26 protein-coding genes are annotated in these 24,114 nt (G+C 71.7%); 12 read left to right on the forward strand and 14 right to left on the reverse strand.

All coding sequences use genetic code 11. The features are described from left to right. Positions 1-4: 4 nt before the first annotated feature. Positions 5-1,600, reverse strand: coding sequence for a cryptochrome/photolyase family protein (locus ACS5RC_RS01855; protein ID WP_478342116.1), 1,596 nt, complete (start codon positions 1,598-1,600; stop codon positions 5-7). A 4-nt stretch (positions 1,601-1,604) separates the two neighbouring features. After that, entirely contained in the window at positions 1,605-2,339 is a 735-nt protein-coding gene (locus ACS5RC_RS01860; RefSeq protein WP_478342117.1) for an SDR family NAD(P)-dependent oxidoreductase, read from the reverse strand. 116 nt (positions 2,340-2,455) lie between these two features. On the opposite strand from ACS5RC_RS01860, the gene ACS5RC_RS01865 reads away from it, so the two are divergent. Together ACS5RC_RS01865 and ACS5RC_RS01870 are read left to right on the forward strand one after the other, a co-directional pair. Further along, the gene (locus ACS5RC_RS01865; protein ID WP_478342118.1) at positions 2,456-3,322 is read left to right on the forward strand and encodes a formyltransferase family protein; all 867 of its coding nucleotides are present in this window, start codon (positions 2,456-2,458) and stop codon (positions 3,320-3,322) included. A 3-nt stretch (positions 3,323-3,325) separates the two neighbouring features. After that, the gene (locus ACS5RC_RS01870) at positions 3,326-3,493 is read left to right on the forward strand and encodes a DUF2256 domain-containing protein (RefSeq protein ID WP_478342119.1); all 168 of its coding nucleotides are present in this window, start codon (positions 3,326-3,328) and stop codon (positions 3,491-3,493) included. Between the two features lie 142 nt (positions 3,494-3,635). Here the strand turns inward: ACS5RC_RS01870 and ACS5RC_RS01875 are convergent, their stop codons facing one another. The 10 genes from ACS5RC_RS01875 to ACS5RC_RS01920 form a co-directional block, all read right to left on the reverse strand. Further along, on the reverse strand, positions 3,636-4,214 hold the full coding sequence (locus ACS5RC_RS01875) for a nucleotidyltransferase family protein (RefSeq protein WP_478342120.1): 579 nt from the start codon (positions 4,212-4,214) through the stop codon (positions 3,636-3,638). Next, positions 4,207-5,226, reverse strand: coding sequence for a molybdopterin-binding protein (locus tag ACS5RC_RS01880; RefSeq protein WP_478342121.1), 1,020 nt, complete (start codon positions 5,224-5,226; stop codon positions 4,207-4,209). Before ACS5RC_RS01880 ends, ACS5RC_RS01875 begins: the two co-directional genes overlap by 8 nt. Beyond that, the gene (locus tag ACS5RC_RS01885; protein WP_478342122.1) at positions 5,223-5,924 is read right to left on the reverse strand and encodes an XdhC family protein; all 702 of its coding nucleotides are present in this window, start codon (positions 5,922-5,924) and stop codon (positions 5,223-5,225) included. Before ACS5RC_RS01885 ends, ACS5RC_RS01880 begins: the two co-directional genes overlap by 4 nt. After that, a complete protein-coding gene (locus tag ACS5RC_RS01890; RefSeq protein WP_478342123.1) occupies positions 5,924-6,247 on the reverse strand; it encodes an XdhC family protein in 324 nt (107 codons plus the stop codon). Before ACS5RC_RS01890 ends, ACS5RC_RS01885 begins: the two co-directional genes overlap by 1 nt. Before the next feature lie 140 nt (positions 6,248-6,387). After that, positions 6,388-7,233 (reverse strand): 23S rRNA (adenine(2030)-N(6))-methyltransferase RlmJ, encoded by an 846-nt coding sequence (locus tag ACS5RC_RS01895; RefSeq protein ID WP_478342124.1) that lies wholly within the window; start codon positions 7,231-7,233, stop codon positions 6,388-6,390. 18 nt (positions 7,234-7,251) lie between these two features. Then, the gene (locus tag ACS5RC_RS01900) at positions 7,252-7,941 is read right to left on the reverse strand and encodes a ribonuclease T2 family protein (RefSeq protein ID WP_478342125.1); all 690 of its coding nucleotides are present in this window, start codon (positions 7,939-7,941) and stop codon (positions 7,252-7,254) included. A 66-nt stretch (positions 7,942-8,007) separates the two neighbouring features. Then, positions 8,008-8,493 (reverse strand): hypothetical protein, encoded by a 486-nt coding sequence (locus ACS5RC_RS01905; RefSeq protein WP_478342126.1) that lies wholly within the window; start codon positions 8,491-8,493, stop codon positions 8,008-8,010. Between the two features lie 142 nt (positions 8,494-8,635). Next, positions 8,636-9,631, reverse strand: coding sequence for an extensin-like domain-containing protein (locus ACS5RC_RS01910; RefSeq protein ID WP_478342127.1), 996 nt, complete (start codon positions 9,629-9,631; stop codon positions 8,636-8,638). Positions 9,632-10,280: 649 nt separating this feature from the next. After that, positions 10,281-11,549, reverse strand: a complete 1,269-nt coding sequence (locus ACS5RC_RS01915) for an AI-2E family transporter (RefSeq protein WP_478342128.1) — start codon at positions 11,547-11,549, stop codon at positions 10,281-10,283. Positions 11,550-11,605: 56 nt separating this feature from the next. Next, positions 11,606-12,067 (reverse strand): molybdenum cofactor biosynthesis protein MoaE, encoded by a 462-nt coding sequence (locus ACS5RC_RS01920; protein ID WP_478342129.1) that lies wholly within the window; start codon positions 12,065-12,067, stop codon positions 11,606-11,608. Positions 12,068-12,253: 186 nt separating this feature from the next. Between ACS5RC_RS01920 and ACS5RC_RS01925 the strand changes: the two genes are divergently transcribed. From ACS5RC_RS01925 to ACS5RC_RS01935, 3 genes are all read left to right on the forward strand, one after another. Further along, positions 12,254-13,273, forward strand: a complete 1,020-nt coding sequence (locus ACS5RC_RS01925) for a gamma carbonic anhydrase family protein (RefSeq protein WP_478342130.1) — start codon at positions 12,254-12,256, stop codon at positions 13,271-13,273. A 76-nt stretch (positions 13,274-13,349) separates the two neighbouring features. Then, positions 13,350-13,829 (forward strand): hypothetical protein, encoded by a 480-nt coding sequence (locus ACS5RC_RS01930; RefSeq protein ID WP_478342645.1) that lies wholly within the window; start codon positions 13,350-13,352, stop codon positions 13,827-13,829. A gap of 184 nt (positions 13,830-14,013) precedes the next feature. Beyond that, positions 14,014-15,228, forward strand: coding sequence for an NADP-dependent isocitrate dehydrogenase (locus tag ACS5RC_RS01935; RefSeq protein WP_478342131.1), 1,215 nt, complete (start codon positions 14,014-14,016; stop codon positions 15,226-15,228). An 80-nt stretch (positions 15,229-15,308) separates the two neighbouring features. On the opposite strand, the gene ACS5RC_RS01940 is transcribed toward ACS5RC_RS01935, so the two are convergent. Next, positions 15,309-16,985, reverse strand: coding sequence for a methyl-accepting chemotaxis protein (locus ACS5RC_RS01940; protein WP_478342132.1), 1,677 nt, complete (start codon positions 16,983-16,985; stop codon positions 15,309-15,311). A gap of 216 nt (positions 16,986-17,201) precedes the next feature. Between ACS5RC_RS01940 and ACS5RC_RS01945 the strand changes: the two genes are divergently transcribed. From ACS5RC_RS01945 to ACS5RC_RS01975, 7 genes are all read left to right on the forward strand, one after another. Further along, positions 17,202-17,996: an inositol monophosphatase family protein gene (locus ACS5RC_RS01945; protein WP_478342133.1), complete on the forward strand. Its 795-nt coding sequence runs from the start codon at positions 17,202-17,204 to the stop codon at positions 17,994-17,996. Positions 17,997-18,568: 572 nt separating this feature from the next. Beyond that, positions 18,569-19,114 carry an adenine phosphoribosyltransferase gene (locus ACS5RC_RS01950; RefSeq protein ID WP_478342134.1) on the forward strand — a complete coding sequence of 182 codons (546 nt, stop codon included), beginning with the start codon at positions 18,569-18,571 and terminating at the stop codon, positions 19,112-19,114. 185 nt (positions 19,115-19,299) lie between these two features. Further along, positions 19,300-19,434: a 50S ribosomal protein L34 gene (gene rpmH / locus ACS5RC_RS01955; protein ID WP_007558110.1), complete on the forward strand. Its 135-nt coding sequence runs from the start codon at positions 19,300-19,302 to the stop codon at positions 19,432-19,434. Between the two features lie 69 nt (positions 19,435-19,503). Continuing rightward, positions 19,504-20,106, forward strand: coding sequence for a ribonuclease P protein component (rnpA, locus tag ACS5RC_RS01960; protein ID WP_478342135.1), 603 nt, complete (start codon positions 19,504-19,506; stop codon positions 20,104-20,106). Then, positions 20,096-21,940 (forward strand): membrane protein insertase YidC, encoded by a 1,845-nt coding sequence (yidC, locus tag ACS5RC_RS01965; protein WP_478342136.1) that lies wholly within the window; start codon positions 20,096-20,098, stop codon positions 21,938-21,940. The genes rnpA and yidC overlap by 11 nt, the downstream gene beginning before the upstream one ends. A 131-nt stretch (positions 21,941-22,071) precedes the next feature. Continuing rightward, entirely contained in the window at positions 22,072-22,731 is a 660-nt protein-coding gene (yihA, locus tag ACS5RC_RS01970; protein WP_478342137.1) for a ribosome biogenesis GTP-binding protein YihA/YsxC, read from the forward strand. Further along, complete coding sequence (locus ACS5RC_RS01975) at positions 22,731-23,099, forward strand: DUF423 domain-containing protein (protein WP_478342138.1); 369 nt, start codon at positions 22,731-22,733, stop codon at positions 23,097-23,099. Before yihA ends, ACS5RC_RS01975 begins: the two co-directional genes overlap by 1 nt. Here ACS5RC_RS01975 and ACS5RC_RS01980 read toward each other — a convergent pair. Next, entirely contained in the window at positions 23,080-24,111 is a 1,032-nt protein-coding gene (locus tag ACS5RC_RS01980; RefSeq protein WP_478342139.1) for a D-cysteine desulfhydrase family protein, read from the reverse strand. The two genes, ACS5RC_RS01975 and ACS5RC_RS01980, sit on opposite strands and share 20 nt — an antisense overlap. Between the last annotated feature and the right edge of the window lie 3 nt (positions 24,112-24,114).

Genomic DNA, 24,114 nt, shown 5'->3' on the forward strand with positions numbered 1-24,114 from the left:
TGGATCAGAGCGCGAGTTCCAGACTGGCCTCCGGGTCGGCCTCCGTACCGAGCGCGTCGAGGAAGCGGCGCGCGTCGGCGACGATGGCGCGACGGCGGCCCGGATCCATCCCATCCAGCGTCCTGTAGGGCATGGCGAGGCGTGGATTGCCGCGGAGACTGTCCGCGTTTCGGATCAGGAAGTACCAGTACAGGTAGTTGAACGGGCAGGCTCCGGGGCCGGTCTTGCGCGCGACCGCGTAGCGGCAGCCGCTGCAATAATCCGACATCCGATCGATATACGCCCCTGATGCAGCGTAGGGCTTCGAGCCCATCGTGCCGCCGTCGGCCCACAGAACCATGCCGTGGACGTTGGGAAGCTCCACCCACTCGAAGGCGTCGGCGAACACCGCGAGATACCACGCCTCCACCTGTGCCGGCGCGATCCCGGCGAGCAGCGCGAAATTGCCCGTCACCATCAGGCGCTGGATGTGGTGGGCATAGGCATGGCTTCGCGTCTGCGCCACCACTTCGGCGATGCAGCGCATCGTGGTCCGGCCTGTCCAGTAGAACCAGGGCAAGTCGCGCGTCGCCCCGAGCGCATTGGTCGCCGCGTAGTCCGGCATCCGCGCCCAGTAGAGACCGCGGACGTATTCGCGCCATCCGAGGATCTGGCGGATGAAGCCCTCGGCGCAATTGAGGGGCACTCGACCCTCTCGGTAGGCGCGCTCGGCGGCCCGGCAGACCTCTTCGGGCAGCAGCAGGCCGGCATTGAGGGCCGGGGCGATCATCGCATGGTAGAGGAACGGCTCACCCGCCTTCATCGCGTCCTGGTAGTCGCCAAATCGCGGCAGGGCGTGTTCGAGGAAGTGCGCGAAGGCCTCGAGCGCCTGCGCGCGCGTCACCGGCCAGGCAAAGGCGTCGAGATCGCCGAAATGATCGGGGAACGAGGCCGCGACCAGGGCGAGCACGCTGCGCGTGATCGCGTCGGGGGCGAAGCCGCGGCGTTCGGGCGGGCGCTGTCCCTTCGGCAGACGCCTGCGATTGTCGTGATCGAAGTTCCAGCGTCCACCGACGGGCTCGCCTCGCTCCATCAGCAAGCCGGTGCGCCGGCGCATGCCGCGGTAGAAGGTTTCCATCCGCAGGCTGTGCCGGTCTCCGGCCCAGCGCGCGAAATCGTCCCGCGGGCAGAGAAAGCGGTTGTCGGGCCGGATCTCGACAGGAAGCCCGAATTCGTCCCGCCACGCCTCCATCATGGCGAGCACCCGCCACTCGCCGGGTTCCGTCAGCACCACCCGGTCGGGCCGGTGGCGGGCGATCGCCCGAGCCATCTCGCCGCCGAAGTGGCCTGAATTCTCGGGATCGTCCAGGCGCACGTAGTCGACCGCGATCTGGTCCGCCGCGAGTTCGGCCGCGAAATGGCGCATCGCCGAGAACAGAAACGCGATCTTCTGCTTGTGATGGCGGACATAGGTCGCCTCAGCCGCGACCTCGACCATCAGCACCACGTCGCGCTCCGGATCGAGATCGCTCAGGCCGGCGATCGAGCGGGTCAGTTGGTCGCCGAGGACGAAGCGCAGGACGCGTTCGGCCGTCCGAGGCCGGTCAGCTCTTCGCGCCAACGCCTCAACCCTTCGTGCGCAGCATCGAGCGCCCGCCATCGACACCGATGATCTGTCCGGTGATCCACGCAGCCTCGTCGGAGACGAGAAACGCCGCGAGCCGCCCCACATCGTCAGGCTCGCCCAGGCGCTGCAGCGCGTGCATTCCGGCGATCCCCTGGGCCAGCGTGGCATTGCCGGTGATCGCGGCGGAGAGCGGCGTGCGGGTCAGCGAGGGCGCCACCACGTTGATGCGGATCTGCGGACTCAATTCGGCGGCGAGCGACAGGGCGAGCCCTTCCACCGCGCCCTTGGCCATCGCCACGGACGCATGGGCGGCGAAGCCCTGTGCCACCGCGACCGTGGAGAACAGCACGACACCCGCTCCTGCCGCGCCGGCCCCGGCTTTGAGCGCGCCCGCAGCCGCCTGAATCGCCGAGAAGGCGCCGAGCGCGTTCAGCCGGAAATCGGCCTCGACATCGGCGCGGGTGAGCCGCGCCAGCGGTCGGAGATTGATGGTGCCGACAGCGTAGACGAGACCGGCGAGTTCGGGACCGGCCGCTTGGGTGGCGGTTGCGAAGAAGTCCGGATCCGCAGCGTCGCCCGCGCTGATCGTCGTCTCGCCGAGTTCCGCCGCCATCGCTTCCAGCCGCCCGGCCTCGCGCCCGGCGATGTGCAGCGGGTAACCGCGCGCTCGCAGGAAGCGGGCGGTGGCGCCGCCGATCCCGCCCGTGCCGCCGTAGATGAGGACCCGGGCCATCGCTTCCACCCCTTGCCGCTGTTGTGACGCCGTTCAAGGTAAGGCATGCCGTCCATGCGGGGAGGCGAGGGACCCGAGCCATCCCCGACCACGACGTCGCAGCGGCCGGAGAGACCATGAAATTCGCCTTTGCCGGCATCGATTTCCTCGGTGGCGTGTTCGAGGGCCTGATCGAGGCAGGATGGACCCCGATCAAGCTGTTCACCCGGCCCTGCGACGGACTCTACGACCACAACGAGGCCGTGGTGGCGCGCGCGCGCCAGCACCGGATTCCGATCCAGCTCTCGCGCATCCGCGTCCCCGACCTCGAGGCGCTCAAGGCGGCGCATGGCCGCGACTGGGCGCTCGTCGTCGCGGGTTACCCGTGGCTCATCACCGGCTGGCGGCCCTTCTGCGCCTACGGCCTCAACATCCATCCCTCGCCCCTACCGACCGGGCGCGGGCCGTACCCGCTCTTCGGTGCGATCGAGAAGGCCTACGAATCCTGGGGCGTCACCGCGCATGTGCTCGCGGAGGAGGGCTTCGACACGGGCGACATCCTCGCGCAGGACCTGTTCCCTCTGTCCGGCGCGGAGAGCCACGAGACGCTGCTCGCCAAATGCCAGATGGCGGGCCGGCGTCTCGCCCTCGGCCCGATCGCCCGAGATCTGCCGCAGCGCTGGCGCCGGCCCGAGCCGCAGGGCGACGGCTCCTACTGGCCGCGGGCGACCGATGCCGATCGGACCCTCGATTTCCGCGGCAGCGTCGATGCGGTGCTGCGTCGGATCCGGGCCTTCGGAACGATCGAGACGATCGCGCGGATCGACGAGGGCCGCATCTTCGTCGCCCGGGCCAGCGGCTGGCAGGAGGCCCACCCTTACGCGCCCGGGACGGTGGTGCACCGCCATCGCCGCCATCTGGTGATCGCGGCGCGGGACGGCTTCGTACAGATCACCCAATGGTCTCCGGTTCCCCTCGCCGACGCCGGCCGGATCGGGCGCTGATCCGTGCCGAAGATGCGCCGCAAGGGCGACCTTCCGGAGAAGATCTGTGCGCAATGCGGGCGGCCGTTCGCGTGGCGTAAGAAATGGGAGCGGGTCTGGGACGAGGTCCGCTACTGCTCGGACCGATGCCGGGACGAGAGACGACGCGACCCTAAACAATCGGGGTCGTGAATTCCCTGTTCGAACGAAGGACAGCCGGTCTCCCGATCCAAGTCTAGCACGCGGGTCTCGCGGCTTCGCGGCTCATCGCGAAGCCGACGGCGCTCACCTGGAGCGCGTCCGTGCTGGATCCGGCGCAACGGCCCGGCTGCGATCAGAGCGTGTGCAGCGCATGCGGCGTGTCGATGTCGAGGCGCGTGCCGGCATCGCCCTGGATCTCCAGAACGTCGCTTCGGCCAGCGAGCAGCCGTCCCGCGCCGCAATCGCCTTCCAGGCCGGCAAGGTCGTCCGCGAGACGCCGACGATCGAGGAGCACGGGATTGCCGCGACGGCCGTCCCAGACCGGGATCACGGCCGCCGGCCGGTGCCGCGCATAGGCCTCGGCGAGACGTCCGAGCAGGGCTGGCGTCACCCGCGGCATGTCGCCCAGCATCACCACCGCTCCCCTGCAACGCGGATCCAGAGCCGCGAGCCCGGCGCGGAGCGATGTCGAGAGACCGGCGGCGAAGCCCGGGTTCTCCACGATGTGCAGGTCGAGCCCGTCCAGGGCCGCGCGTATCCGGTCCGCATGGGCGCCGACGACCGCCACGACCGGCCCGAGCGCCGCGGCGCGGGCGGTCTCGGCCGCGTGCCGCACCAGCGGCCGACCGTCGAGGTCGGCCAGAAGCTTCGGCTGCGGACCGAAGCGCGTGCCGCGTCCGGCCGCGAGCAGGACGATGCCGATCTCAGGCATCGCCGTCCTCCGATGCGCCGCCGGCCCGCGGCTGCGGCCGGGACACGATCTCCATCAGCAGGCCGCCGACGCCAAGGCCGACGATGTCGGCGCGCGTCACCGCGAGGCCGGCGAGCAGCCGATGAAGCACCCAGTCGAAGCCGTTTTCCTTCGGCGAGCGCGCACAGCCCGGCGCGCCGATCACCGGCACGGGACCGAAAGACCCGATGAGCAGCAGGTTGCCCGGATCGACGGGCATGCCCAGATGCTCGACCCGGCCGCCCGCCGCCTCGATCCCGGCCGGGATCACGTCCCGGCGATCCGCAATCGCGGAGGCGCCGAAGACGACGATCAGGTCCGTTCCGTCCCGCATCGCGCGCAAGGTCTCGCCGACGGCCGACGGCGTGTGATCGACACGCCGCTCGGCGACGATCCGGGCTCCCGTCGGGGCGAGACGATCGGCGAGAACGGCGAGTGTCTTCTCGATCGTGGCCGGTTTCAGGCTGGGAAGCTGCGTCGAGATCACCCCGACCCGGCTCCGCGCATAGGGTGCCACCCGAAGCGCCGGGGCTGGGATGGCCGCGCTCGCCCGCTCGAGAACCTCGCCCGCCACGGCGTAGGGGACGATCTTCACGGTCGCCACCATCTCGCCCGCGACGACCGGCTTATAGGGCGGCAGGGTCGCCAGGGTGACGGCCTCGTCGATGCCGTTCAGCGTATCGATCGCGGCGCGGTCGACGACGAGGACGCCCGGATGGGCGGCGTAGAGATTGCAGCGCCCGGTGAAGGGGGCCTCGACCCGCAGGCTCCCATCCGCGATCAGGGCAGCCAGACGGGCGGCGGCCTCGTCCTCGCCGACATCGCCCGGCTCCAGCCGGACGGCGACGAGATCGCGCTGCCCGGCCTCGGTCAAGGCCCGCACCATCTCGGGTGAGATCCGGTGGCCCTTGCGCAAGATCGCATCGCCGGTCCGCAGCGTGTGCGCCGTGATCAGCCCGACGGATTCCGCGACCGGCACCGGTCCGAATCTCACCGGCCCGCCTCCGTCTCCGGGCGGCGAAGCGCCCGCACGATTTCGGCCATCACCGACACCGCGATCTCGGCCGGGCTCGCGGCGCCGATATCGAGGCCGATCGGCGCGCGGATCCGACCGATCTCGCCCTCGGAGAAGCCGGCTTGGCTCAGCCGCACGACCCGCGCGCCGTGCGTCTTCCGCGATCCGAGCGCGCCGACATAGAAGCAGCCCGCACGCAGGGCCGCCTGCAGGGCCGGATCGTCGATCTTCGGATCGTGCGTGAGGGCGGCGAGGGCGCAGTAGCGGTCGAGGGGCTGCACCGGCCCGGCGAAGGCGTCGTCGGGCCATTCCGGCACGAGGGCGATGCCCGGAAAGCGCTCCGGGCTGGCGAACGCCGTGCGGGGATCGATCACCGTCACGGCGAAATCGAGCGCGGCCGCCATCGGGGCGAGGGCCTGTGCGATGTGGACGGCGCCCACGATCACGACCCGGACCGGCGGCACCTGTACGGTGAGGAACAGCTGGCGGCCCTCGGCCTCGATCAGGCCGCTGCGGCCCGAGGCGAGGGCCCGGCCGAGCTCGGACGCCAGCGGGTCCGCCGAGATCGCGGTCGCCTCCACGAGGCGCTGGCCGCCGTCCGCGATGTCGGTGACGAGAACGGTCGGGCGGCGCGCGGCGCGCTCGGCGTTCAGGGCGGTCAGGATCTCGGCGCGCATCAATCGACCCGCTCGACGAAGACGCGGATGCGTCCGCCGCACGACAGGCCGACCCGCCACGCCGTCTCGTCGGCGACGCCGAATTCGAGCACCCGCGGGCGCCCGTCCGCGATGGCCTCGATCCCCTCGGTGATCACCGCGCCTTCGACGCAGCCGCCCGAGACCGAACCGAGAAAGTGTCCGTCGGCGTCGATGACGAGATGGCTGCCCACCGGGCGCGGGGCCGAGCCCCAGGTCTCGATCACGGTGGCGAGGGCCACGCCGCGACCGTCGCGCCGCCACGCCTCGGCGGCGGCCAGGATGTCGGAATCTGAGGACAGCATGGGAGCGCGCCTTCGGCCGATATCCGGGACCTCGATCGGGACCCGGACCGCTCACCGCAGGTATGGCGCAGCCCGGTCTGCGCAAGGTGGCCCCCGCCTCCTGCCCTCCCGTGGCATTGCAGAGGCGCGTCCGGCAGGGATCAGGCCGAGGGGCCGAGCGCGTCGCAGCGGAACGCGCCGTAATCGCTGCGGGCGAGGCGCTCGGCCAACGCGGGCAGGAACAGGGCTGCCTCCTCGGCGAGCCGCCAGGGCGGGTTCAGCACGATCAGGCCGGTGCCGGTCAGGCGCGTGGGGTCGGGGGCCGCGATCATCAGGTCGAGCCGGAGGCCCGGCCGCTTCAGCTCCGCGTCGAGGCGCGCCACCATGCGGTCGACGGCGCCCGCATCCTTGATCGGGTACCAGGCCAGGAAGATCCCGGTCGGCCATTTGACGATGGCCCGGGCCAGATGGGCCCCGAGCCGGTCGATCTCCCCGGGGATCTCGTAGGGCGGGTCGATCAGGACGAGGCCGCGCCGTTCGGGTGGCGGGATCATCGCGTTCAGCGCGGTCCAGCCGTCGAGATGGAGCACCTTGGTGCGGCTGTCGCGGTTGTAGCGCTCGCGCAGCGTCTCGGCATCCACCGGATGCAGCTCGACGAAGACCCCCTTGTCGCCCGGCCGCAGCGCCTCGCGGATCAGAGCCGGCGAGCCCGGATAGACCGTGGCGCCGTGGCGCGCGCGCACGGCGGCGACCATCGCCCGGTAAGGCCCGAGCAGCGCCTCGACCGCCTCCGGGAAGGGGGCATCGAGCCGGGCCCAGCCGTCGCGCCATTCCCCGGTCCGCGCGGCCTCGTCGGCGTCGAGATCGTAGAAGCCGAGGCCCGCATGGGTGTCGATCGCTCGGAACGCCGTCGGCTTGAGGCGCAGGTGTTCCAGCACCCGCACGAGGACGAGGTGCTTGAGGACGTCGCAGAAATTGCCCGCGTGGAAGGCGTGCCGGTAGTTCATGCCGGCCCCTTAGCAGAGCTAGGGGCCGGCGCCGACCGCGATCTCCTGGGCGCGGCAATTCTGGCGCGCCAGTTCGGGGCAGGCGGTGAAGCCGCGCAGGTCCTTCGCGAAGCAGAGGCGGACTTCCTGCAACTGTCCGCGGGAGCAGGCCACCTGCATCATGTCGGGGCGCAGGCCGCGGTTCGCCGCCACGAAGGCGCGGGCGATCTCGATCGGCGCGAGACGCTGCCCGGCGCCGCCGCCCTGGAGTGAATCCGGGATCGTCACGGCCGCTCGCGCCTCCTTGGCGGCGCGGAAATACGAGACCGGATCGAGGCCCGAGCAGGTGCCGTGCTTGCGCCATTCGTAGCGTGCGAGGCCCTCGCTCGGATAGACCTCGCCCGCGATCTCCATCGCCTGCCGGGTCGGCGCCCGCTCCACGGCCGAGCAATTCTGCGGGAAGCCGCGGTCGTATTGCGGCCAAAGACCGTGGACCACGAAGCCGAGGCCGCGGCCCGGCGCGCATTGCCGGTCGTCGCGGCGGTTGCCCGCGGTCTCGCAATAGGTCGGCGACCAGGACAGGGAGAGGACGTAGAAGTCGAAGCTGCCGGGCCGGTCGCCGCGGCCGAACCCGCCGTAATCCTGCGCCTGCGCCGCCGGCGCCGCAAGGAAAGCCGCGAGCGCCAGCCCGCAGCGCGCCATCCGTCCGCCCATCCTGCCGCGCCTCATGACCGTTCCCCCGAAGGTCGTAGCCGCTACCCGTCACGGGACCGGTTCAAGACCGGTCCGGCCGATTCAGGGCCGGGCCATCCGGCAGGCCGTGGCGTAGGCGTAGGCGAGGTTGCGGTCGAGCCCGTGGACGCAGAAATCGACGCCCCAGGTCGAGCCGATGATCCCGGTGCTCTCGGTCACCGAGTAATCGACCTTGCGGCGGACGCCGTCCGAGGTCGTGGCGGTGGCCGAGCAGAAGCGCCGGGGATAGAAATCGAGGCCGTAGGGCCGCCACGCCGTGCGCTGGATCGTGTCGTAGGCGACGATCGTCAGCGACGAGTTCCAGAACTTCGCCTCCTTCTCGGCGAACTGGTTCGAGACCTTCGCGAGGACCTCCTCGTCCTGGCAGCCCGGGATATTCGCGTCGAACGGGAAGATGCGCTCCTCGGCGGGCTCGATATCCTCGCGGGCCGAGCGCGCCAGCGCGGGCTGGAGCGCGGCGAGCAGCGTAAGCCCGGCGGCGAGCGCCGTGCGGAGGGGCTTGGAGACAGACGATGTCTGGGCTGACATGGGTCGGCTCGTCCGGTGGATCACACGCATCCGGTGACGATGGCCCGAGGGGGCGCCGAGTCAAGCTTCGGCCGTCGCGGCGGCGCCTTTCCTGAGCCGGTGCGGCAGGGGGGTGACACCCCGGCCGGCGCCCGGGGCGGCCTCAGTACAGCGGCCCCGGCCCGGGCATCGGGGGGCTCAGCGAGAGCGGCATGTCGGCGCCGTCCGCCTCCGCGTCGATCGTCTGGCGCGGCTGGGCCGTCGCGATCCGCAGCGCCGGAGGCCGGCTGGGCGGCACCGAGGCGTAGGCGGCGGGTGCCTGCGGCCGAGCCGGGGTGCGGGCCACCTGCGTCGGCGCATGCGCCTGGGACATCGGGGCGACGCCGTAGGGATCGTCCTCCTCGATATCGACGGGGGCCTGGGGCGGCGCGGGCTGGCGGGGCGGCGGCAGGGGGCGCGAGGGCGCGTCGCTGCCCAGGCGCGGGGTGAACTTGATCAGGGGCTGGCAGATCCGGCGCAGGCCGCGCGGGTCGTGCCGGGCGAGATCGACGTGGATGTGGTCGTAGTGGAACACGTTCGAGCCCGGCGCCAGCACCGTGCTGAAGCGCTGGCAGGCGCCGATGAAGACCTCGCGGAGGAAGCCCTGCTCGGCCTCGGTGCCGCGCCAGCCGCCCTTCACGGTGATGACGTAGCCGTCGGCGAGCTTGAAGGACATGATGTCGACGGCGTTGCCGAAGCCGTGCTCCGAGAGCTTGGCGCCCGGCTGGTTGTTGCGCCCGCGGCAGGAATAGGAGCCGGCGTTGATCTCGGCGACCGGCTGGCCGAAATACAGCTCGGCGGCGGGCTGGATCGTGTCGGCGAGCCAGGCCTCGGCCTCCGAGAGCGCCGGGCAGGCCAGCGTCATCCGCTGCTTCAGGGCCACGCTGCCGTTGCCGAGGCGCGTCACCCGGAAGGGCTGCTGCATGCCGCAGGGGCCGGGCCCGTCGATCTCCTTCACCGGCGTGATGAATTCGGTCGCGGTGACGAGCTTCTTGGACAGGCAGATCTGCTCCGCCTGATCCCGCCACGGGTCGCGCCGCTCGAACTTGTTGATCGCGCACCCGGTGAGCCCTGCACCCGCGAGGGCCAGGGCTGAGAACGCCATTACGCTACGCCACATGGCCCGGAGAATGCGCGCGATTCCGTAAAGCCTTCGTCAACGCTGCGGGCGCTCCGGACATGCGGCGGCGCGCCCGCGCGGGGCCCCGCCGGGAGCATGGCCGAAATCCGCCGATCGGGGTGACGCGGGACGCCGCGAAGCCCTGACGCAACGTTGCTGCAAAGCCGGCTCCCCGGCGTCCCGCGGCAGAGGCTCGGGCGTGGTCCCCGAAGCGCCTGCCGTCTTGGCGTCGCGGTGTCTCCAGCGCTGCCCGACTCCACACCGCCGCACTTCGGGTCGCCTGTGCCCCCGATTAGCTGACGGACGCCTATCCCGGCGCAAAGCCCGCCTCCTAGTGGGCGGGCCAGTGTCCCTGAGGCACCACCCAGATCCGGGTTCGGCTCCCCGCGCATTTCCTCGCGGGTCGCGCGCCCGGCCCGAGACGGGCCTGCGTCGGCAGCGCCGCCCGGGGCCCCGACGACCGAAGCCGGGGACGCGGGCACCGCCCCGCCGCCCGGACCGGCCCCGGTCGGTCTCCGGGGCCGGCCCCCGAGGCGGTCCGGCTCGCGCCGGCCCGCCGGGCAGCAGGTGCGAGACATTGAGCACAAAACAGGAACATTGTCAAGGACGGTATGCGCCTCAGGCGCCTTCCGCCGCGAAGGTCCGCGCCTCAGGCGCTCGGCGCCTCGCCGAGCGTGTCCTCCACGTAGAGCTGCTCCAGCAACACCTTGATCACCGCCATCAGGGGCAGGGCCAGCGCGATGCCCCAGAGGCCGAAGATCACCCCGAGCAGCAGCTGCCCGGCGAAGATCGTGGCGGACGGGATGTCGAGCGCCCGCTTCTGGATGAAGGGCGTGAGGCCGTAGCTCTCCAGGCACTGCACGGCGAGATAGACGCCGAGGGCGCCGAGCAGCCCCTTCAGGCCGGAGGCGAGGCTGGCGAGCAGGATCACCGCGCCCGCCACCAGCGGCCCGATCGTCGGCACGAAGGCGAGCAGACCCGCCTGCAGGCCGAGGATCAGCGCGCCGCCGATGCCCAGGAAGGCGAGTCCGCCCCAGGTGCACAGGAAGATGACCGTCATGGTGATGAGCTGGCCGAACAGCCAGTGCCGCAGGGTCTCCCCCGCGCCGTCGAGCACGGAGGCGCCGCGCGGGCGGTGCCGCGGGGGCACGAAGCGCAGCACCCCGTTCCGGTAGCTGCCCGGATCGGCCGCGAAGGCGACGCCGAGGAACAGGATCACCGCGATGTTGCCGAGCGCGTTAAACAGCCCGAGCACCACGGTCGCCGCGGGGCCGAGCACGTTGCCGGCATCCGACAGGAGGGAGCCGGGGCTCTTCAGCATGCCCGAGGCGAGCCCTTCGAGGCCCGCCGGCTTCTGATCCCCGGAGGCTTTGCGACCCGCTTCCTGACCGCCCGATTGCTGACCGCCGGATTCCGGGGCCCCGGGCTTCTGGCTCCCGGATTCCTGGGCCGCGGGTTCCTGGGCCCCGGGTTTCTGGGCCCCGGGTTTCTGGCCCGCATCGGCCTTGCCCGGCTGCCCGGTCGGGAACGGCACCGTGATGCCGCGCTCGGAGAGCCAGTTCTTCACCGTGTCGGCCTGCCCGGCGACCGTCTTCCCGAGATCGCGGCCCTGCTGCGCCACGGTGGCGCCGCCCAGCCCGACGAACCCGGCCATCCCGGCCGCGACGACGAGGCAGACGATGAGGAGCCGGATGCCGCGGGGCAGGGGCAGCACGTAGCCGAGCGCCCGTGTCAGCCCGTCGAGGAAGACGCCGAGCAGCATGCCGGCGAAGATCAGCATCAGGGTGTCGACCGCCATCCAGGCGAGCGTCAGCACGACGACGAAGCAGACGACGCCGATGCCCGAGAGCGCGAGCGGGGCCGCCCCCCGCCAGGGCCCGACCGGTCCCCGCAGGGCTGCGCTGGTCTCGTCCGCCATGCCGTTACCCGTCCGCCCTCGATTGCGCGCCCACGAACCCGTTCGGGGGCGGTGGGTCAAGCCCAGCGCCCGGCCGCCGCGTCGTCGGCCTCGGTCGCCTCGACCCAGCCGCCGGTCGTCCCGTCCGCCAGGTGCTCACGCTTCCAGAACGGCGCGCGCGTCTTCAGGTAATCCATCAGGAAGCTCGCCGCCTCGAAGGCCGCGATCCGGTGGCTCGACGCCGCCACGACCAGCACGATGCCGTCGCCCGGCGCCACCAGACCGTGGCGGTGCACCACCCGGACGGCGAGCAACGGCCAGCGCGCCCGCGCCGCCTCGACCACCCGTCCGATCTCGGCCTCGGCCATGCCGGGATAATGCTCCAGCTCCAACCCGCGCAGGCGCCCGCCCTCGTCGCGGCATAGGCCCGTGAAGGTGACGACGGCGCCCGCGCCGCCCGCGAGATCGGCCGAGACCCGCGCGATCTCCGCGGCGACGTCGAAGGGCTCGGCCTGGATGCTGACGGGCTCTGACGGCATGATGGGTCCGGATCGGTGGGCAGGCGGGAATGGCCGGGACGCGTCGCGACTGACACCCGGCCCGGCGGCGTCTATATGGCACGCCGGGTGCGGCGGTGCAGGCCGGACTCACGCGCGCCCCGCGTGCCGGACCCACGCGCCCCGCGTGCCGGACGATCCGCCGCGAAACCGCACGAGGACGAGCCGGTGAGCCCCGACCTGACCCTGCCCCACGAGGGCGTCCGACCGGATTTCGCGAGCCGCCCCGTCTGGTGCGGGCGGGGCAGCACGGTGATCGGCGCCGCCCGGATCGGCGCCCAGGCCTGGATCGGCGACGACGGGGTGATCCGCGCCGACGGCCAGCCGGTGGTGCTGGGCGAGCGCTTCTGGCTCGGGCACCGCTCCACCGTGCACATCGCCACCTTCGCCCACGGCACAACCTGCGGCGACCGCGTCACGGTCGGCCGCAACAGCGTGGTGCATGCCTGCACCGTGGGCTCGGACGTGGTGATCGAGGACGACGTGGTGATCCTCGACGGGGCGACCGTCGAGGACGGCGTGGTGATCGAGGCCGGCGCCACGGTGTTCCCGCGCGCCACGCTCGGGGCGGGCTTCGTCTATGGCGGCAGCCCCGCCAAGCCGCGTCGGCCGATCGACCGCGCCGGCGTGGCCGAGCGGGCCGAGCGTCTGCGCGAGCGCATGGGCGATTCCGCCGCCCTGCCGCCGCCCGAGCCGCCCGAGGTCGAGGACAGCGTCTTCGTCGCCCGCACGGCTCGGCTGCGCGGCCGCGTCAGCCTCGGGGCCGGATCGAGCGTGCTGTTCTCCTGCGACCTCCATGCCGAGGTCGGGCCGATCGTGGTCGGCGCCGACACCAACATCCAGGACAACAGCGTGATCCGCACCCGCGGGGAGGGCGTCGTCATCGGGCGCGACACCACGATCGGCCACAACGTGCGGATCGGCGATTGCCGCATCGGAGCCCGCGCGCTGATCGGGATCGGCGCCCAGATCGCGCCCGGCACCGTCATCGCCGACGAGGTGATGCTGGCGGCCGGCGCCACCACCGATCCGGGCCAGCTCCTGGAGGGCGGTCATCTCTGGGGCGGACGGCCCGCCCGAATCCTGGCGCCCCTCGACGCGGAGAAGCGCGCCCTGATGGCCCGCATCGTCGAGGGCTACTGCGCCCATGGCCGGGAATACCGGCGGGTCCAGGCCGAGGCGGAGTGAGGCGTGCGGCCTCTCCGGAGCGGCGATCGGTCGGGTTGTCCGGCGACCGCTTCGGAGGCTTAATCAGCTCTGCATGCTGCGACGCCTGATGAAATTCCTCCACACGATGGGGGCGACCGGCCTGATGGGAGCGATGGCGGCGCTGATCGCGATGCTGGCCGTCGCGCCGCCGCCGAGCGCATTGGTGGGCTATGCCGCGTCGCGCGGCGCCATGGGCGCCGTCGCCACCTGGATCGTCCTGCCGAGCCTCGCGCTGACCTTGGTCTCCGGCCTGCTGGCGATCGCCATAACCCGGCCGTTCCTGAATGCCGGCTGGGCCTGGCTCAAGCTCGCCACCGGCGTGCTGATGTTCGAAGGGGTGCTCGTCTACGTGCAGGGGCCGATGCGGCAGGAAGCCGAGCAGAGCGCCCGGGCGCTCGCGGGCCGGGTCGATCCCGCCACGCTCGCCGCGACGCTCGGGCCGGAGCGCAACACGCTGTGGCTGCTCCTCGCCGTCTCGACGGCCAACGTGGTGCTCGGCATCTGGCGTCCGCGCCTGCTGCGCCTTCCCCGATAGGCGGGGCGCCCGCGATCAAGGCCCGCCGCGAGGGCTCTGACAGACTGGGCGGCCTGTCACCGCGCCCCGGCGGCTCCGGACCTTTCGCCGTTGTGCGACGCAAGCTATGGACGGCCCCGGTTGCGGCATCCGGCTTGCCTGGAGGCCGGCGGACGCCCAAGGGCTTGAGGAAGGCGCGCGGATCATGGCGAAGATCAAGGTAGCGAACCCCGTCGTCGAGCTCGACGGCGACGAGATGACCCGGATCATCTGGGCCGAGATCAAGAACAAGCTGATCCACCCCTACCTCGACGTCGACCTCGAGTATTACGACCTCGGCGTCGAGCACCGCGACGCCACCGACGACAAGGTCACGGTCGACGCGGCCGAGGCGATCAAGCGCCACGGCGTCGGCGTCAAATGCGCCACGATCACCCCCGACGAGGCCCGCGTCGAGGAGTTCAAGCTCAAGCAGATGTGGAAGTCGCCCAACGGCACGATCCGCAACATCCTCGGCGGCGTGATCTTCCGCGAGCCGATCATCTGCCGCAACGTGCCCCGCCTCGTTCCCGGCTGGACGCAGCCGATCGTCGTCGGCCGCCACGCCTACGGCGACCAGTACAAGGCCACCGACTTCAAGGTGCCGGGCAAGGGCCGGCTGACCATCAAGTTCGAGGGCGACGACGGCACCGTCATCGAGAAGGAGGTCTTCAAGTTCCCCGACGCGGGCGTCGCGCAGGCGATGTACAACCTCGACGACTCGATCCGCGACTTCGCCCGCGCCTCGATGAATTACGGCCTCAACCGCAAGTACCCCGTCTACCTCTCGACCAAGAACACCATCCTCAAGGCCTATGACGGGCGCTTCAAGGACCTGTTCGAGGAGATCTACCAGAACGAGTTCAAGTCGCGCTTCCAGGCCGCGGGCATCACCTACGAGCACCGCCTGATCGACGACATGGTGGCCTCGGCCCTGAAGTGGTCCGGCGGCTACGTCTGGGCCTGCAAGAACTACGACGGCGACGTGCAGTCGGACACCGTGGCGCAGGGCTTCGGCTCGCTCGGGCTGATGACCTCGGTGCTGCTCACCCCCGATGGCCGCACCGTCGAGGCCGAGGCCGCCCACGGCACGGTGACGCGCCACTACCGCGAGCACCAGAAGGGCAAGGAGACCTCGACCAACTCGATCGCCTCGATCTTCGCGTGGTCGCGCGGCCTCGCCCACCGGGCCAAGCTCGACGACAACGCCGAGCTCGCCACCTTCGCCAACACCCTGGAGAAGGTCTGCGTCGACACCGTCGAGTCGGGCTTCATGACCAAGGACCTCGCGCTCCTCGTCGGGCCGGACCAGAAGTGGCTCTCCACCACCGGCTTCCTCGACAAGGTCGACCAGAACCTGAAGGCGGCGATGGGCGCCTGATCGCGGCCGAGCCGCGGAACGAGGACTCGATTGGAGGGGGCCGGCGGAGCGATCCGCCGGCCCCTTTCCCGTCCGGGGCCTTACGCCGCTCTCGCCCCTGCCAGGAAGCGCCCGACCGCGGCGTTGAGTTCGCCGGATCGGTGCGAGAGTTCGGCGGCCGAGGCGAGCACCTGCGCGGCGGCGGCGTCCGCCTCCGACGCTGCCGCCGCCACGCCCGCGACCGTGCCGGTGACCGCGCCCGTTCCGCTCGTCGCCTCGGCGACGGCGCGCCCGATCTCCCGGGTCGCCGCGCCCTGCTCCTCCACCGCTGCCGCGATCGAGGCGGCGACGCCGTCGATCTCGCGGATGCGGCCGGAGATCCCGCCGATCGCGGTGACCGCGTCCCCGGTCACACTCTGGATCGCGCCGATCTGGGCCGAGATCGCTTCGGTGGCGCTCGCGGTCTGGCTCGCGAGGGCCTTCACCTCCGCGGCCACCACGGCGAAGCCGCGGCCGGCCTCGCCCGCGCGCGCGGCCTCGATGGTGGCGTTCAGCGCCAGCAGGTTGGTCTGCCGGGCGATCGAGGAGATCAGGCTGACCACGTCGCCGATGCGCGAGGCCGCCCGGCTGAGATCCTGCACCAGCCCCATCGTGCGGTCCGCGTCGCTCACGGCCGCCTGCGCGAGGCCGGCCGAGCCCGCCACCTGCCGGCCGATCTCGCGGACGGACGCGCCGAGTCCCTCCACCGCCGCCGCCACGGCGCCGACGGTCCGGGCGGCCTCCTCGGTCGAGCCCGCGACGGCGCTCGAGCAGGTGATGGTCTCCCGCGCGGTCCCGGTCATGCGGCCGGCCGCGGCCTGCAACGCGGCTGCCGCCCCGGTCACCGCGACGGCGCCGGAGCCGACCGCGTGCTCCAGGCCATCGGCCATCTCGCGGAGGCCGGCCTTGCGCCGGGCCTCCGCCTCGGCGGGCGCGCGCGCCCTCTCAGCCTCCAGCGCCGTCAGGCGGACGAGCCTCTCCTGGACGGCGCGCATGGCCGCGGCGATCGTACCGATCTCGGTGCGGCGGCCCCGATCCGGGATCTCCAGGGCGAGGTCCCCGGCGGCGAGCGCCGTCATCGGCCGCGTGACAGACGCGATGGCGCGCCCGATGCCCCGGATCACCAGGCCCGCCAGCAGCAAGCAGACGAGCCCGGCCGCGAACCCGGCGCCGACGAGCTGCGCGCGGACCTGCGCGTAGACTTCGGCACTCGCCCGCTCCGCTTCCGCCCGGTCGAGGCGCCCGATCCGCTCGAGGGCGACCAAGGCGGCGCGGCGCAGGCCGGCCCCGCGCGATTCGTAGAGCGCCAGCGCTTCGGCCTTCCGGCCGGCGCGCGACAGGGTGAGGATCCCGTCGACCGTCGTCGAGAACGCGCCCCAGGCCTGGCCGAACGCATCGGACTGCGCGCGCGCCTCGGCCGAGCCGATGAGGGGCTGGTACGCGTCGCGGGCCTGCGCGAGCCGGCGCCTCTCCGTGATCAGGTCCGCGTCGATCGCCGCCGACAGCTTCGGCGCGGTGGTGAGAATGTGGCGCAGCACGCTCGTGGTGTAGCGCCCGGTCAGCGCGTCGAGTTCGCCCGCTTCGCGCAACCCCGGCAGGCCGCTCTGCACCTCGGCGAGCCGGCCGTTCATCCGCGCGGCCCCGAGGCAACCCGCCGCCGACACGGCGGCGATGACGGCGAGCAGCAGGCCGAAGGCGGAGGCGAGGGTGGTCCGTAGGGTCAACCGGTCGAACGGCATGGTCGCGCTCCGGCAATCGAGACTGTGCCGGATCGGCCGGTTGCCGCCCTGAATTGTGCCGGCGGTTCGGTTAAGGACGCATTTACCCTGTGCCCGCCCGGAAGCGCCGGCGGCCCCTCGCCCCGTCGCGCGGCACCCATTCGGCGGAAGGGCTCGCTTCCGCCTCGCGGAGCGTTTAACGCGGCGGCAACACACGCCTACAATCGGAACGTCGCGATGATCTCCTCACCCCTCATGACCGTGATGGTCGATGCCGTGCGCAAGGCCTCGCGCGGCCTGCGCCGGGATTTCGGCGAGGTCGAGAATCTGCAGGTCTCGCGCAAGGGACCGGGCGATTTCGTCTCGGCCGCCGACCGCAAGGCCGAGGAAGTGCTGCGCGACGCGCTGATGAAGGCCCGGCCCGGCTACGGCCTCGTGCTGGAGGAGAACGGCGTCATCGAGGGCCAGGACAAGAGCCACACCTGGCACGTCGACCCGCTCGACGGCACGGCCAACTTCCTGCACGGCATCCCGCATTTCGCGATCTCGGTCGGGCTCGAGCGGGAGGGCCAGATCGTGGCCGGGGTGATCTACGACCCGGTCAAGGACGAGCTGTTCGTGGCCGAGCGCGGCAAGGGCGCCTACCTGAACAACCGGCGTCTGCGCGTCTCCGGCCGCAGCGACATGGCCGACGCGCTGGTCGGCTACGGCACGCCCTATCTCGGGCGCGGCAACCACCCGCGCCTCCTGCGCGAGGTCGCGGCCGTGATGGCGGTCTCGGGCGGCACCCGCCGCATGGGCTCGGCGGCCCTCGATCTCGCCTACGTCGCCTGCGGGCGCCTCGACGCCTACTGGGAGCGCGATCTCCAGACCTACGACTTCGCCGCGGGCGTCATCCTGGTGCGCGAGGCGGGCGGCTTCGTCACGGCCGCCGACGGCGCGGCCGAGCCGCTCGCCTCCCGCTCGGTCTGCAGCGGCAACGAGGAGTTGCAGCGCGCCTTGCTGGCAATCCTCCGAAAGGCGCAGGGCTGAGGCCGGCGCAGCGGTCGATCCCGGTCAGGTGGCCTCTGTCGATCAGATGTCGCCGCCCGGGCCTCTCGCGCGGGTTCTCCCCCTTTTCGAGGCGCAGCCCGGACTTCAGAACCTTCGGACGCATCGATCAGGGGACGCATCGGCATCGGTCGAATGGGCTTCGTCGGCGTGACCGGGGGGGCGTGACGCCGGTCGCGGTCTTCCAATCGCTATTCAAGGTCCATCCGAGCCTTGAGAATCGCAGTTCCGAATGCCGGCCTCGAAGCCGGCGGATGGAAAGCCGGGAGCGGACGCGGGCAGCGGACCCGATCGGCTGCGGGCTATAACGAGGTCCGGTACGGACGGTGATCGGGGGGCGGCACAGGCCTTGGCCGATGCGGTGAGCGCGACAGGGTTCGGCGCATCGAAAATCCGGGTGCGGCGCGTGCCCACGACCCCAGCGTCCACCCTGGACCTCCGGCTTTCGATGTGAGTGCCGCGCGATCGGTGCGGCGATTGGCAGTGGCAAGGTCGATCCATCTGCTCTAAGCCGCCGCGGGGCCCGCTCGGGCCAGCACCGGGAGGCTGACCCCATGGAATCTCGCCGCCACGTCGCGCTCAAGGAGTCGATCCGCTCGATTCCCGACTACCCGAAGCCCGGCATCGTGTTCCGGGACATCACCACCCTCCTGAGCGACCCGCGCGCCTTCCGCCGCGCGGTCGATTCGCTGGTCCATCCCTTCGCGGGCGGACGGATCGATCAGGTCGCGGGGATCGAGGCGCGCGGCTTCATCCTGGGCGGCGCGGTGGCGCATCAGCTCTCCTCGGGCTTCGTGCCGATCCGCAAGAAGGGCAAGCTCCCGCACAAGACCGTCTCGATCGCCTACGCGCTCGAGTACGGCACCGACGAGATCGAGATTCACGTGGACGCGGTGAAGCCCGGCGACCGGGTGCTGCTCGTGGACGACCTGATCGCCACCGGCGGCACCGCCACGGCGGCCGTGAACCTGCTGCGGCAGAGCGGCGCGGAGATCGTGGCCGCCTGCTTCGTCATCGACCTGCCGGAGATCGGGGGCGCCCAGCGCCTGCGCGACCTCGGTGTTCCGGTTCGGACGCTGATGGAGTTCGAGGGCCATTGAGCCCGCGCGGGCCGGCGCGAAAACGTTGACTTGGGCGGACCCATCCGCCATAAGCCCGCCAGTCGCGTCGATGCGCCCCGTTCGGGCGCCCTTCGCGTTTGCAGACACACCTCCAGGACGCGTGAAGGTCGGGCACGGCACGAGCCGTCCGCGAACGCGCCTCGACCTTTGAAGGCTTCGGAGCCATGAAGAGAACCTATCAGCCGAGCAAGCTCGTCCGTAAGCGCCGTCACGGCTTCCGTGCCCGCATGGCCACGGCCGGCGGTCGCAAGGTCATCGCGCGGCGCCGCGCGCACGGCCGCAAGCGCCTGTCGGCGTAAGTGTTTTCCGTGGCGCCCGCCCTGCGCGGAGCGCCACCGGCCCGTGAGGCCATCGGAGTCGGATCGGCGATGTCGACGATCGAGCGGCTCAGGCGCCGGCCCGACTTCCTGGCGGCGGCCGAGGGGCGCCGCTTCCACACCGAACGCCTGACGGGCCAGGGCCGGCTGCGCGACGCGGGCGCCGTGCCCGCGGCACCGGGCCTGCGCATCGGCTTCACCATCACGAAGCGGGTCGGCCATGCCACCGAGCGCAACCGGATCCGGCGGCGCCTTCGGGCAGCCGTCGCGGCCGTCTCGGCCGAGCTGCCCGTGCTTCCGGCCGACATCGTGCTGATCGCCCGCCGTCCGGCCATCGACGCCTCCTTCGACACGCTCAAGGACGATCTGCGCCGCGCCGCCGGCGCCGTGGCGCGTCCGCGCGGGCCGGATTCCGGGCCGCGCCGCGGCACGGGCGGGGGCAGGAACGCGGGCAAGGGGCGCGGCAAGGATTCTGGCGGGGGCGGTGCTCCCCCTGTCGCGGCGCGTCCCGGGGACGAGGCCGCCCGCCGGTCCGAGCCGGGCACCCCTGGCGGGCGCCCGGACCAACCCACACCTTCTCATCGCGACGCGGGCCCGCCCGCAGCGCCATCCTCTCTCCCGAACGCGTGCGGCGGTGTCCCCGATGGGCAATGACAAGACGAACATGTTCGTGGCGATCGCCCTGTCGCTCGTCGTGCTGCTCGGCTGGAACTACTTCGTCGCCGCGCCGCGCGTCGAGCAGCAGCGGCAGGCCGCCCTGCAGAACCAGGCGGCCCAGCAGAGCCCGGGGGTGACCCCGGACGGCGTGCCCTCGCCCGCCCCGAAGGAGGGCGGCCCCGCCGCGCCCGTGCCGGGAACCGCGACCCAGGCCGCGCCCGAGCCGCGCCAGGCCGTGATCGCGCGCTCGCCGCGCATCCGGATCGAGACGCCCGCGCTGACGGGGTCGATCGCCCTCAAGGGCGCGCGGATCGACGACGTGTCGCTGAAGAACTACCACGAGACCGTGAGCGACAAGAGCCCGGAGATCGTGCTGCTCTCGCCCGCCGGCACCGAGACCCCGTACTACGCCGAGTTCGGCTGGGTCGGTCAGAATGCGGGCCCGCTGCCCGGCCCCGACACGGTCTGGACGGCGAGCGGCCAGACGCTCGCGCCAAGCATGCCGGTGACGCTGACCTGGGACAACGGCGCGGGCCTGATCTTCCGCCGCATCCTCGCGGTCGACGACAAGTACATGTTCACCATCCGCGACGAGGTCGAGAATAAGAGCTCGGGCGCGGTGACGCTGTTCCCCTACAGCCTCGTCTCGCGCTGGGGGAAGCCGCACACCCAGGGCTACTACGTCCTGCACGAGGGCATGATCGGCGTGCTCGGCGGCGACGGCCTGCAGGAATACACCTACGACCACCTCGCCAAGGAGCCGGCCTACGGCGGCGCCAACACCAAGGGCAAGGCCTGGACGAACGTGACCGGCGGCTTCGTCGGCATCACCGACAAGTACTGGGCTGCCGCCGCGATCCCGGCCCAGGACGCCCCCTACACGGGCGCCTTCACCGAGCGCACCGACGGCAAGGTCCAGGTCTACCAAGCCAGCGTGCGCGCCGAGGCCCGCAGCGTCGAGCCGGGCGCCACCGTCTCGGCCACCCAGCACCTGTTCGCGGGGGCCAAGGAGGTCAACGCCATCAACGGCTACGAGAAGCAGCTCGGCATCAAGCAGTTCGATCTGATGATCGACTGGGGCTGGTTCCACTTCATCACGAAGCCGATGTTCCGGGCGCTGGACTTCTTCTACCACCTGCTCGGCAATTTCGGCGTCTCGATCCTGATCGTGACCTTCTGCCTGAAGCTGCTCTTCCTGCCGATCGCCAACCGCTCCTACGTCTCCATGGCCAAGATGAAGGCCGTGCAGCCCGAGATGGCTTCCATCCGCGAGCGGTACAAAGACGACAAGATGAAGCAGCAACAGGCGATGATGGAGCTGTACAAGAAGGAGAAGATCAACCCGGTCGCCGGCTGCTGGCCGGTGCTGATCCAGATCCCGGTCTTCTTCGCGCTCTACAAGGTGCTGTTCATCACCATCGAGATGCGGCACGCGCCGTTCTTCGGCTGGATCCAGGATCTGGCTGCGCCCGATCCGACGAGCATCGTCAACCTGTTCGGCCTGCTGCCCTTCCCGGCCCCCGATTTCGTGCATCTCGGGATCTGGCCGATCATCATGGGCATCACGATGTTCGTGCAGATGAAGATGAACCCCGCGCCGCCGGACCCGGTCCAGGCGCAGATCTTCACCTTCATGCCGATCATCTTCACCTTCATGCTGGGCTCGTTCCCGGCGGGTCTGGTGATCTACTGGGCCTGGAACAACACCCTCTCGGTGACGCAGCAATACGTCATCATGCGCCGCAACGGCGTGAAGGTGGAGTTGTGGGACAACCTCCGGAACACGTTCCGCCGCGGCGGGGCGGCCCGGGGCGCCGCCGCCAAGAGCTGACGACCAACAGCTGACGAAAAGAGTCGAACGGGCCGCGGGATCTTCCCTGCCCCACGGGGGAGGGGAGATCCCGCGGGTAGGGCTCCGGGACGTGTGAGTCCCGGAGCCCCTTCGCCAGGATCGGAAGACGCGTGACCACACCACCCGACACCGACGCGGACGCCGCCCTCGTCGAGGCCGGGCGCCTGCTGTTTGCCGGCGCGGCCGATTTCTACGCCGCCGCCCAGACGCTGGACCGTCTGCCGCCGATGGAGGGCGTCGAGATCGCCTTCGCGGGCCGCTCGAACGTGGGCAAGTCGAGCCTGATCAACGCGCTGACCGGCCGCAACACCCTCGCGCGCACCTCGCACACCCCGGGCCGGACGCAGCAGCTCAACTTCTTCAAGGTGGGCGAGCGGCTGAGCCTCGTCGACATGCCGGGCTACGGCTACGCCGCGGTCGAGAAGGCCAAGGTCGAGGCCTGGACGGACCTGATTCACGCCTACCTCAAGGGCCGCGCCAACCTCGCCCGCGTCTTCGTGCTGATCGACGCGCGCCACGGCCTGAAGAGCCTCGACACCGACATCCTCGACGGTCTCGACAAGGCGGCGGTGAGCTATCAGATCGTCCTGACCAAGGGCGACGCCCTCAAGAAATCCGAGGTCGAGGCGCGGCTGTCGGGGATCCAGGCGGCTCTGGCCCGGCGCCCGGCGGCCTTCCCGCAGATCCTGCTGACCTCGAGCCGCGACGATCGCGGCGTGCCGGAGCTGCGCGCGGCCGTCGCCCGGCTGCTCTCCGAGCGCGGCGCCTGATGCTGGGCGACCGCCTCCTCCTCGCCCTCGCGGCCCTGGCCGGCGGGCTGGGCGTCGCGGCGAGCGCCGCCGCCGCGCACGGGACCGGCGGCGAGACGCTGAAGACAGCCGCGCAGTTCCTGCTGTTCCACGCTCCCGCGATCCTGGCGCTCGTCGCCCTCGGGCGCGGCGGCCCGGTTCACGGCGGCCTCGCCCGGATCGCCGCCGGGCTCCTCCTCGCGGGCGTCGCGCTGTTCAGCGGCGATCTCGCGCTCCGCGCCCTCGCGGCTCAACCCCTGTTCCCGATGGCGGCCCCCATCGGCGGCACCGGGCTGATGGCGGGCTGGCTCGTCGCGGCGCTGGCGGCCCTCATTCCGGCTCGGCGCTGAAGGCGGACGGGTAGGCGAACAGGCCGGGCGTGCCGCCGGTCATCACGAACAGCACCGCCTCGCCCGGGGCGTAGCGGCCGGAGCGCAGGTCGTGCAGGAGGCCCGCGAAGGCCTTGCCGCTATAGACCGGATCGAGCAGCATCCCCTCGGTGCGGGCCATCAGGCGCACGGCCTCCCGCATGGCCTCGGTGGGGATGCCGTAGCCGGGCCCGCGATGGCGCCCGTCCACGACGATGTCGGCCGCCGTGAGCCGGCCGCCCGGTTCCAGCAGGGCGAGGGTGGCCTCGGCCTTCTCCAGCACCTCGGCCGCGGCCCGCTCCTCGGGAGCCAGAACGGCGTAGGATTTCGCGAGCGTGGGCGCGCGTCCGAGCGCCGCCAGCCCCGCCGCCAGCCCCGCATGGGTCCCCGCGCTGCCGTTCGGCACCAGGATCTGCGCCAGGGGCAGGCCCATGGCCTCGGTCTGGGCCAGGATCTCGGCGGCGCAGGCCGCATAGCCGAGACAGCCGATCGGGCTCGACCCGCCCGCGGGGAAGACGTAGACGCGCCGCCCCTCGGCGCGCAGGGCCGCCGCCCGGTCTTGCGCCGCCGCGAAATTGTCCGCGTCGCCCGGCAGCTCGTGGACGCGGGCGCCGAATAGGTCGTCGAGGAAGCGGTTGCCGTTGCGGGTGTAATCGGGATCCTCGCGCGGCACGGAGCGGGTCAGGAACAGCTCGCAGGCGAGGCCCGAGCGCGCGGCTGCCGCAGCGGTGAGCCGGGCGTGGTTCGATTGCAGGGCCCCGACCGTGATCACGGTGTCGGCGCCCTCGGCGCGGGCGGCGCCGAGGAGGAATTCGAGTTTGCGCAGCTTGTTGCCGCCGAGGCCGAAGCCCGCGAGATCGTCGCGCTTCACGTAGAGGCGCACGCCCTTCAGCGCGTCCCCGAGATGGCGGCTCAGGCCGGCGAGCGGCTCGATCGGGGTCGGCAGGCCGAGCAGCGCGAGACGGGGGAAGCAGGCGAGGTCGAGGTCGGCCATGCC

Source organism: Methylobacterium sp. HJ2, from assembly GCF_056431005.1.